This window comes from Synechococcus sp. R3-13 (assembly GCF_047462195.1).
GTDB lineage: Bacteria > Cyanobacteriota > Cyanobacteriia > Thermostichales > Thermostichaceae > Thermostichus.
This window is the reverse complement of sequence record NZ_JANSIO010000077.1, coordinates 1-9,932: the sequence shown is the minus strand read 5'-3', so window position 1 is coordinate 9,932 and position 9,932 is coordinate 1. Positions and strand designations below refer to the sequence as shown.

Sequence of the window (9,932 nt, the reverse complement as noted above, 5' to 3'; positions counted from 1 at the left end):
AGCAGGGTCAGGGTAAAAGCCACCCCAGCCGCAAAACCCAAAGATTGAGCCCAAACTTGCCGCCGCCCTTCCCCAGCCGTTTCCTCAGAAGCGGGGGTGTAGCCGCCGATGTAGCCGATGGTCACCGGCAGCATAGACAACGTGCAGGGGGAAAGACTGGTGAGCAAGCCCGCCAGACCCACCACCAACAGACTAACGGGAGAAAGGTGCTGCAGTTGAAACTGAACCAGCTCAGTTGCCCATTGTTCTAGGTGGTAAAGCCAGAGCTGAGCCGCATTCAACATAAGCTCAATCTGTCAACATAAGCCCAAGGTAGCATGAAGGATCCCCGAGCCCGTTCAAGATATCTTTGCTATCCATTCCCACCGCCCAGGTTGTGGAGAATTTCGCGAGGATGGTTGACCGGGAACTGCTGCCATTCTTGTTGAGCTCGTTGCAGCACCCGGAGCAATTCGTCCCACTTTTCGCCATCGATCAACCGCTCTATCTGTCGTAACTGGGCTTGGTAGCTGTGCAGGGCAGTCAGCAGCGCCTGCCGGTTGTGGCGGGCCATCTCCAAACCCAATTGCGGGATCCCTCCGCCAACACGGCTGGTATCGCGGAATCCGCTGCTGGCCAAAGTGCGGGCCAATTCCAGAATCGCGGGATCCCCTTCTTGGCTAACCGCTGCGATCAAACTGGCGCTGACCATAACCGGCAAATGGCTGATCCAGGCCACCGCTCGGTCATGGCGTGCGGGATCCGTGAGGACAGCTTCTGCGCCAACAGCAGCAATCAGTTCTTTCACCGCATCGAGAGCCTGAGGTTGGGTCTCGGCGATGGGAGTGAGCACGTAGGGCCGCCCCCGAAACAAGTCGGCTTCTGCCGCTTGGATCCCTTGCAGGCTTTTGCCGGCCATGGGGTGCCCCCCCACAAACCAGGGCCACAATTCGGTTGCCGGAGCAACGATGGGCTGCTTAACCGAGCCGACATCGCTCACCACGGTTTCTGCCGACAAATAAGGCAACAGGGCGGCTAGCGTGGTCAACACCTGCTCCAGAGGGGTACAGATCAGCACCATTTGCGGATCAAAGCGAGCCAACTGGGCCAACTCGGTTCCACAGCCTTGGACAGCGCCCCTTTCCAGAGCCTGTTTGCAGGTGGCCGGGTTGCGGCTTATCCCCCAGACGGGATATCCCTTTTCGGTCAGTTTGAGGGCCAGGGATCCGCCAATCAACCCCAACCCGACAATGGCAATGCGCATAGTATCTCAGTAAGCCAGTGAAACCCCTTTTTGGACACCACCAACAACCGCTTCCAGGTGTAGTAGGAGGCTGCTCCCGTAGCTCAGCGATACTCGCCACCGGCGGGCAAGCCTAGTTCCTTCCGAAGCTCCCGCCGCAGCAGCTAAATTCTCGGCCAGGGACTGTCCACTTGTCCATTTTTAAGTCAATATAGGGGTAACATCCGGGCTTGCTTGCCCTGCGGATTCGTGGTAGCCAAACTGGCCTCCGACAGGAAAAACAAGGGCAGGCCTTGGATGTATTGGCAGGAGCTCGGCCCGCTGTGGACTGCTGTTGCGCCGAAGGGATCCCAGCCTTTCGTGCCGGCTCAGCGCAGTTCTTCTTCGCTTACTCAAGAGCAGGTGTCCCTCTTCTCAGCGATTCTCCAGAACTGTACCCATCGAGCCACTTTCACAGCGGGCTCGGCTTTTGGCCTGCGAGTTCCCGCTTTAACCCCCGTTGGGGAGCACTCTGTCGTTTAGGAGATTCTATGCCTAGTGAACCCAAAACCCGCAAGAGCCGTGAAAGCACTAACCCGCGCCCGCGCGACCGTCGTCGTGAATCGGCCAAAGGGAGCAAAGGGGCAGTCTCAGCCACCAACCTCTCCTTGCCGAAGTTAATTCAAGAGAATGCGGTGCTCCAATCTCGCAGCCAGTTGTTGTTGATGTACAGTGACTTCCAAACCGAAATGCCCAACGATGGCAAAACCGGTGTGGGCACCTGGCTACAGTCTCGACTCAAGGAGCACGGCATGCCCAGCCTGCTGCGTTTTGGCCCCCGCTCCCGCCCCCAGGTTTTCCGCCGCGATGAATTTTCCGAGTGGATTACGCTGGCTCTGGCCTCTGTTAACCCCAACAGCGATACTGCCCCCCAAGAGCACCTGAGCTAGGCCGGAAGGGGAAGTTGAGCGGTAGAAGCAGAGGTTGCTGGCCCAGGGATCCCGCCACGCCCGTTGAGGGAAGAGGGTGAACTGGGCTTTTCTGTATCCGGCAATAGCAGGTCGCGGATGAGGCGAGCTGCCGAGCGTTGCAACCAGCGGGAGGCCAATTGACGGCCCAGTTGTTGAGCTTCCGGTTTGGCAGCCACCTTGGCAACAATCGGCAGAAGCTGCAGCGGCTGAAAGCTCGGGTTGCTGCTGAGGAGTTCCCACAGACGCTGCAAATGAGCCAAGCCATCTGAGCCACCCTGGGATCCCGAGCTGGAAAAGAGCACATCCACTAGGCGCTCCCGCAGGAAAGCGCCCCGCTCAGAAAAGATAAAATCAACGGCCTTTTCCAGGGATCCCTGCAGGTCAAAATCCTCGCTGTTGACGGCGTTGCGCAGCAGGTTCTCCAGGCGGTTCCAGCGAAATTGCCCCTGGTTAAACAGCAGCTCCCGCAGAGATACGCGCAGCTCCGGGGCCGGGTCGGTGAGCAGCCGCTGAGCCACGTAGGGATAGGCCACGCTCAACACCTTAAAGTTGGGATCCAGGCCGATGGCGATCCCTTCCAGGGTGAGCAAAGAGCGGATGATCAGAGCGTAGTAGGCAGGGACTCGAAACGGAAAATCGTACATCACCCCCGAGAGCCGATCGGTGATGCTCTTGAAATTCAGTTCGGAGACCGATTTGCCCATCGCTTCGGCGAAGACAGCTTCCAGAGCAGGGATGATGGGAGTCAGGTCGGTATCTGGATCCAGGAACTCCAAGTCCACGTAGTCTTGGGCCAGCCCGGCAAAGTCTCGGTTTACCAAATGCACAATCGCCTTGATCAGGCCGTAGCGCTGATGGGGCGCGATGGTGCTCATCATGCCGAAATCGATATAGGCCAGCCGCCCGTCGTACATGGCCAAGAGGTTGCCCGGGTGGGGATCGGCGTGGAAAAAGCCATTTTCCAAAAGCTGCTTGAGGGAGCAATTGACACCGATCTCGATCAAGTGCCGTCCATCCAGCCCCGCAGCAGCGATTTTGTCAACCTGAGTCAGCTTGATGCCATCAATCCACTCCATCGTCAGCACCTTGGTGCGGGTGTACTCCCAGTAAATTTTGGGAGCGTAGATGGAGGGGTGACGGTACAGCGCCAGGAACCGCTCGGCATTGCGGCCCTCCTGCGTGTAGTCCATTTCTTCGTAGAGGCGCCCGGCAAACTCATCGACGATGCCCACCAGGTCGCTGCGGATGCGGCGGAAAGTGCGTTTGGCCCAGGCGGCCAGGCTGCGGACAATATACATGTCGAGAGAGATGCGCCCAATCAAGTCGGGCCGCTGCACCTTGACGGCGACTTTCTCCCCGCTGTGCAAGTAGGCCTGGTACACTTGCCCCAAGCTGGCGGCGGCAATCGGCTCGGGGCTGATTTCTCGAAAGATTTTGTCTACGGGTTTGCCGATTTCCGACTCGATGAGGGCAAAAGCGATGGCATTGTCAAAGGGGGGCAGCTCATCCTGCAGTTTGGCCAGCTCCTCTAGAAATAGGGGCGAAACCAGATCGGGACGGGTGGAGAGGGCTTGGCCGATTTTGATGGCCGTCGGCCCCAATTCCGTGAGGATCTCCCGTAGCCGGGCCGCATGTTTCGGGCGATTCTTCAGTTCTACTCCCCGCCAGCGATCCCAAAACACCCAGGCCAACAAGCCCAAAAAGGGGGTGATCAACTGAAACAGGCGCCGCACCACCAGATCCCAGCGCCCTCGATATTGCTTGGCCAACTGCTCTGGGTCGTAACGCAAGCTTGGCTCAGGAACCACCCCCAGATCTGCCGGAGGGATGGAGACAGCCCCAGAACCCAAGCCATCCTGCCTCGCTGCTATTGTCACTACCGGTGTTCCGCCCATAGATGCCCCAACGGATTCCGTAACACATCTTAACTTGCTGGCTCAGCCTGGCGACCCTCGGAGACAGCCACCAGCCTGCTCGATTGGGTTTGAAAAGGCGGGACGAACCTTCGGAATAAGGATCTTCAGTCTTCTCCCTGAGGAGTTGACAGCAGCCCACCTCTGGGGATCCCCGCCAAACCTAAAATGGGAAAACCGCGATCTCTGCCTTTGTGTCTGGATCCCCCCCTCTACGGCCTGCCGAGCCGAGTTCGACCGGATTTGCAGCCCTTAAGGCGCGCCACCTGCTGTTGGCCTTCTTGGTGATCAACCTGGGCGTGGGTTTGGGAGCCGTGGCTTTGGCCCAGATGTTGCATCTCCCACCGGATGATCCACTGCTGGCCTACCTGGTCTATTGCTCCACTTTTGTCCTCACCTGTATTTGGAGCTGGCGGCGGGGGCAGCAAGCCCATCTGCAGATGAGGCGGCTGTGGGGCAACTGGCGGGCTGCTATTCCCTGGGGATCCCTGCTGCGGGTGGTGCCGGCTTTGCTGGTGCTCTCCCTGGGCACAACTTTGTTGATGCTCTACCTGGTATCCCTGCCTGCGCCGGAGCTGGCGGAGTCGATGCTGCACTCACTGGGGGAAGAGGATGGAGAAATGGCCTGGCCGCAGGTGTATCAGGGGTTGCGCTGGCTCTCGATTGGGGTGGTGGCCCCCATAACGGAGGAGTGGCTGTTTCGCGGCATCTTGCTACACCGCTGGGGCCTCAAGTGGGGCCTCTCCAGAGGGCTACTGGCTTCTTCTGGGGTATTTGGCCTGCTGCACCCCAACCCCGTCGGGTTGACGGTGTTCGGCTTGGTGATGGGCCTGTTCTACTTGCAGACTCGCTCCCTGACCTTGCCTGTCTTGGCTCATGCCTTGAACAATCTCTTGGCTTTAGCGCTGGGATCCCTAGGAGGGGGAAGGATGGAACCAGCTGATCCAGTCGGGGCTTTCCACCTCTACTTTGGCCTGTTCTGTCTGGGGATAGCTGGGTTCATTTTGGTTCCCTTCGTCCGCTTCCATTGGCCGGAGCGTGGGGCTTGCTTGCCCTATTTCCTGAACCGCTGAGTATTGACTTCCTCACACTTTCCCTCCTGTCTGACGGACTTGTCTGACAGAAGAGCGCTGCCGTGGGATCCCCATGGGAAGTAGCGGAGGTTTGATTGATAAGGAATGCAAAGAAAACGCCAAAAACTGTCACTCGATCTCGGGAAAAAGCTGTGTGGATGGGGATATCCTGAAATAGGCAGCAACAGATTCCAGTGCAAAGTTTAGCTGTGGCTCGCTGGCCGATGGGGTAGTCGTTGGGCCGGGGGTCAGCCCAGAGGGTCAACATGGAAAGGCGGTCTTTTCTGCAAAAACTCCTCCTGGTTGCTGCCGGTCTTGGCCTGTCCCCTGGCTGGTTGATGGGCCGGGCTGAGCGATATGGGCAAGCGTTGGCGGCTGGCTCCCGCAAGCTGGCTATTTTGATCGGCATTAACCGTTACCTTGGCGAGGGATCCGCGCTACAAGGGTGTTTGACAGATGTGGAGTTGCAGCGGGAGCTACTCCTCTATCGCTTTGGTTTTGACCCGGCAGACATTCTCACCCTTACCGATGGGGCAGCCACGCCGGCTGGGATCCAATCGGCCTTTGCAGAGCACTTGGGGGGTCAAGGTCACACGGCTGAAACGGTAGTGGTGCAGTTTAGCGGCTATGGCCAGTGGCGGCTGGGATCCGCGCCCAACTGTTGGCAGCCGGTGCTGCTGTTGTCTGGCTCTGAGGGAGTGGCAGCAATGGAGCTAGACAGCTTTTTCCGGCTTTTGGAAGGCTTGGGCACTGCCCAGATCACCACCCTTCTGGACTGTGGCTTTACCTATGTCTCGCCGTCGGTGCGAGGCAACTTGCAACTGCGTTCCCGTCCCCCAGCCGCCATCCCAGACTCCTCGGAACCCCAGCGGGTTTGGCCGTCTCCGCCCAAGGGCTTGCTGATTTCGGCCACCACCCCGCAAGACTTGGCAGCAGAAGCTGCTTGGCCGGGATTCTATGCCGGGGTACTCACCTATCTGCTGACGCAGTACCTGTGGGAAACCACGCCTGCCACCCGTCTGCTGGTGGCCTTTAACCAGGTGGTCAGCCGGCGGGAGCTGGGCCTCTTCGCCTGCCAACGCCCCACCTTGGAAGGCAAAGACACTGCTCGACACATCCACCCCTATTTTCTCATGCCCACACCGGCAGGGGTCAGCGGGGTAGTTCAAGAAGTGAAGGGAAATCGGGCTCAGGTGTGGTTAGGCGGGATCCCATCGGCGGCCCTGTGTGGTTTGCAGCCGGGTACTCTTTTGGTTCCCATTCCCGCCGATCCTTCCGCCTCTTCGCCGACGCCGCTGCTCATGCGTTCTCGCAGTGGGCTGTTGGCTCAGGTTCAGATGGCCAGTCCGGAAGGGCAGCTTCCCCCTGTGGGCACACCTTTGCGGGAGCAGCTGCGCGGCCTCTCCAGCACGCTCAAGCTTTTGGTTGGCCTAGAGGAGAACCTGGGCCGCATTGAAAAGGTGGATCTGACCAATGCCATTGCCGGCTACAGCTGGATGGAAACGGCCAACCCCCGCGAGCGACAGGTGGACTGTTTGTTGGGCCGCATCACCCCGGAAATGGCCACTGCTTTTAGGACTCCGTCCCGCTGGCGCGAACGGTCGGATACCCTGCTCAAACCCCTGGAAGTGAACAGCTACAGCCTGTTCTGGCCGGGGCGAGAATTGCTCCTGAATTCCTGTGGCCCAGCAGGAGAGGCTGCAGCAATGGCCGTCCAGCGGTTAGCTCCCCGTCTTGCCCATCTGCTGGCTGCCAAACGTTTGCGCACCACTCTCAATGCTGTTTCCTCTTCCTTGGCAGTGGTGGCGGAGTTGGCTGTCAAAGGTAGAGCTGCCAATCGCGCCAGCGGGACGGAGTCCTTAGCTCCCTCGTTGGCGGCACGCCTTGTCCAGTCCGCAACTTCCGCTCCTGCTGAGGTGGGTATGCAGCGGTTTACGCGGGGGGATCCCTTGCATCTCACCCTTCGCAACAACAGCGAGCAGGATCTCTACGGCTACCTGTTGCTGATCGATCCGACCGGACAACTGCACCTGCTTGCCCCCACGCCTCAGGACAACTTGGCCGCACCTCTTCGCCTGGAAGCCAAGGGCAGTTTAACTTTGCCACCCTTGCCGGAAGTCGATGGGGAGCTGCGCTCTGCTGTGAGCTCCGACCTGCTCACCTGTCATGCCCAAGGGCTGACGGAGCTGTTGTTTGTGGCCAGCACCCGCCCCCTGTCGGCCAGCTTGGAAGCCCTCAAAGCCATGGCCCGCAGGCTGGGGGTAGCCCGTTCGCCGATGTTGCTCAATGGGCCGCTGGAATGGACGCAAACGCTCCTCGAGGAGTTGACTCAGCGTGCCCCCGATCGCGCCAGCGGGACGGAGTCCTTAGGGGATCCCGACTTGCGTTGGCTGGATCCCGCCCAATCCATCACCCTTTCCCTCACCTATCTCCTGGTCTAGCTCAGCAGCAGGGCAAACAGGCCGCAGAGGGCAATGCCATCAAAAACCCCGGCCCCACCAATGCTGAGAATGCCAGAGCAGTTGCGCCGCAGGACTTCTGGCAGATGCAGGAGATCTGCCCCGATCACCGTGCCCAAAACTCCACCAGCAAAGGCCACTGCCGGTGCCTGGTCCCCTGCCCAAAACAGAGCGGCTAAGGCTGCCGTAGCCGGGGCAATCAAGGGGTTCATTTGAATGCCGATCCCCGGCACCACGTGGGAAGCATAGTAGCTGACCAAGGTTACCAGCGCCGTTACCGCCAGGATCAGCACGCTATCGGCCCGCCCAAATTGGTATAGGGCCAAGAGCACCGGGATCAGCCCCCCGCCCACGTTTAAGGCAATCACCGTCTCCTGGGAAAGCTTGGTCAAAGGGATCCCCCAGAATTGCCGCATCCACAGGCTGGCTAAGTCCTCCACCAGCGTCACCTCGCATTTCACTCGATAGAGGGGAATGTTGACCGAGCTGCCCACAAGCACTGCCAAGAGCAGCAACAACGCCCCATCTCGGGAAAAGCCCAATTTCCCCACTGCCAGCGCCACCACATCCACCGCCAACCCCAACCAAACCAGCGGCAGCAGCAGCAACAGCACTACAAACAACAACAGCGAGACCGGTAAGTAGAACATGGCAGGGATCCCTGGCGCTCGGGTGTCAGCTCCAGCCTATCAAGACTGAGTGTGATTTTTTCGGGCAAGGTCTGTAACCAGTGGGATCTCTATCCTTTGAATGAGAAATAAGTCTGCAATCGGCTTTACTCAGTCTATAGGCCGAAGATTTTGTTGCGAATATCATGAGCGATTTCAAGACCGGCACGCCAATCTCCAGCAGTCTTAGACAGGGTAATCAAATAACGTCGATCCCCATAAAAGCAAATCTTGATGTGAGGGGATTCTGAAACAAGCTCAAAACCAAAATTCTGAAGCTCTTTTTCGGCACGATTACTCCATTTTCGGTAGTCACAAAACCAGTGGTCTACGAATTCTCTAATGCTTTGGCGGCAACTGTCGCCCTCACATGCATCGTTACTCTGGATTAAGTCTTTAAGGATATGCTGAACTCGACTTTCTTGGTGCACTTGGTTAATTGCCCTGCGTAGAATTTCCAGGATAAAGCTCTTAGCCTCTTGTGGGTAAAAGTCTCTCTCATTTTCTAGCCTTAATACTATATCACATTCTGATAAGATCTGCTCTCTGTAACGTTTATCCCCTTTGCATTGGTACTGCACAGACAGAGTCTTTTGAAAACCTTCTACACTTAAATTAAGAAAATCTCTCTCCTCTTCAAGACTCTTGATCTTTTGGTTCCGGTCTTCTAGTTCTATCTCTAATTCTTGTAGTTTTTCATCTTTCTGTTGAAGCTGGCGTCGCAGATCTGAAAGCTGCCTTTCGTAACTTTGCCGCCACTGTTCTTTCTCCTCAATTTGCTGAAAGAGATCCCTGGCTCTTTGCTCTTGGAGTTGGAGCTTCTCAATCAGGCAGTTTTGCTCAGCTACCCGAGCTTCCAGGCTTGTGACTTGCTCGTTCTTCCGCTGGAGCTGAGCTTGTAGTTCAGAGAGCTGGCTTTCGTAATTGCGTAGTTGCTGCTTCCTTTCTTCTATTTGCTGAGAGAGATCCCTGATTCTCTGCTCCTGGAGCTGAAGCTTTTCAATCGAATGAGCCTGCTGAGCCAGTTGCGCTTTCAGAGCCTGGATTTGCTCATTGCTCTGCTGAAGCCGAGCTTGTAGCTGTGCAAGTTCGTCTTGCTTACTACGCAGCAGATGCTCTTTTTCCTGAACTTGCTGAGACAAATTTGTAGCGGACTGCCGCCATTTTTGCAGATCCACTAACAGTCTTTGGATCTCTTCCTCTTTTTGTGCAGCTTGATTCCCCGGTTCCAGGTTCTCTGCCTGAGCGCTTTGTAGCTGCTCTGGTGCCTGTCTCTGGGTTTCCTCATCCTTCTGTAGAAGCTGATCCTCCGTTTCCTGAAATTGCTCAAAGGAAGGACGAGGCAGCTCTAAGACAACCTGACCTCTTTGAGCCTGGGATCCTGCCAGTGATTTGTTACGCTCTACTTTCTGAGCCGCTACACTGCCAGCTCCTGCTACAAGAGCCACCGTGAGAGCTCTCCTAAAAGCTGGCTGAGGCAGAGAGGCAATGGCGGCAGCCGCGAGAGCAGTAACGATGTGGACGTTAAAGGGCTTAGCCATGACAACAGAGAGCGTTGGGCGAGAAGGAGTTGGAACTAAGGATAACCGCTGATGCCAGAACCGTGAAAGAAATACAAAAATTCTATATAGTATAATATTTTGAGGA

The 9,932-nt window shown here is 57.2% G+C and carries 8 protein-coding genes; 3 read left to right on the top strand and 5 right to left on the bottom strand.

Annotation, left to right across the window (positions count from 1 at the left end; genetic code table 11):
• Both NW856_RS02610 and NW856_RS02605 read right to left on the bottom strand, forming a co-directional pair.
• Window positions 1-284, bottom strand: a 284-nt coding sequence (locus NW856_RS02610; RefSeq protein ID WP_414398947.1) for a cytochrome c biogenesis protein CcdA, incomplete at its 3' end; no start/stop codon positions are given.
• A gap of 68 nt (window positions 285-352) precedes the next feature.
• The gene (locus NW856_RS02605) at window positions 353-1,243 is read right to left on the bottom strand and encodes a prephenate/arogenate dehydrogenase (protein ID WP_414398946.1); all 891 of its coding nucleotides are present in this window, start codon (window positions 1,241-1,243) and stop codon (window positions 353-355) included.
• A 509-nt stretch (window positions 1,244-1,752) separates the two neighbouring features.
• Between NW856_RS02605 and NW856_RS02600 the strand changes: the two genes are divergently transcribed.
• Complete coding sequence (locus NW856_RS02600; RefSeq protein ID WP_414398945.1) at window positions 1,753-2,151, top strand: hypothetical protein; 399 nt, start codon at window positions 1,753-1,755, stop codon at window positions 2,149-2,151.
• Here NW856_RS02600 and NW856_RS02595 read toward each other — a convergent pair.
• Window positions 2,148-4,067 carry an ABC1 kinase family protein gene (locus tag NW856_RS02595; RefSeq protein ID WP_414398944.1) on the bottom strand — a complete coding sequence of 640 codons (1,920 nt, stop codon included), beginning with the start codon at window positions 4,065-4,067 and terminating at the stop codon, window positions 2,148-2,150. The genes NW856_RS02600 and NW856_RS02595 overlap by 4 nt on opposite strands.
• 212 nt (window positions 4,068-4,279) lie before the next feature.
• Between NW856_RS02595 and NW856_RS02590 the strand changes: the two genes are divergently transcribed.
• A complete protein-coding gene (locus tag NW856_RS02590) occupies window positions 4,280-5,158 on the top strand; it encodes a lysostaphin resistance A-like protein (protein WP_414398943.1) in 879 nt (292 codons plus the stop codon).
• Between the two features lie 266 nt (window positions 5,159-5,424).
• On the top strand, window positions 5,425-7,599 hold the full coding sequence (locus NW856_RS02585) for a caspase family protein (protein WP_414398942.1): 2,175 nt from the start codon (window positions 5,425-5,427) through the stop codon (window positions 7,597-7,599).
• Here NW856_RS02585 and NW856_RS02580 read toward each other — a convergent pair.
• Both NW856_RS02580 and NW856_RS02575 read right to left on the bottom strand, forming a co-directional pair.
• Window positions 7,596-8,267, bottom strand: coding sequence for a DUF1614 domain-containing protein (locus NW856_RS02580; RefSeq protein ID WP_414398941.1), 672 nt, complete (start codon window positions 8,265-8,267; stop codon window positions 7,596-7,598). The genes NW856_RS02585 and NW856_RS02580 overlap by 4 nt on opposite strands.
• 134 nt (window positions 8,268-8,401) lie before the next feature.
• Window positions 8,402-9,932: hypothetical protein (locus tag NW856_RS02575; protein WP_414398940.1), on the bottom strand; the 1,531-nt coding region annotated here is incomplete at its 5' end.

What these genes read in the sequence shown, in the direction of transcription:
- NW856_RS02605 (WP_414398946.1), bottom strand. Translation starts at nt 1,243, where the DNA reads ATGCGCATTGCCATTGTCGGGTTGGGGTTGATTGGCGGATCCCTGGCC.
- NW856_RS02600 (WP_414398945.1), top strand. Translation starts at nt 1,753, where the DNA reads ATGCCTAGTGAACCCAAAACCCGCAAGAGCCGTGAAAGCACTAACCCG.
- NW856_RS02595 (WP_414398944.1), bottom strand. Translation starts at nt 4,067, where the DNA reads ATGGGCGGAACACCGGTAGTGACAATAGCAGCGAGGCAGGATGGCTTG.
- NW856_RS02585 (WP_414398942.1), top strand. Translation starts at nt 5,425, where the DNA reads ATGGAAAGGCGGTCTTTTCTGCAAAAACTCCTCCTGGTTGCTGCCGGT.
- NW856_RS02580 (WP_414398941.1), bottom strand. Translation starts at nt 8,267, where the DNA reads ATGTTCTACTTACCGGTCTCGCTGTTGTTGTTTGTAGTGCTGTTGCTG.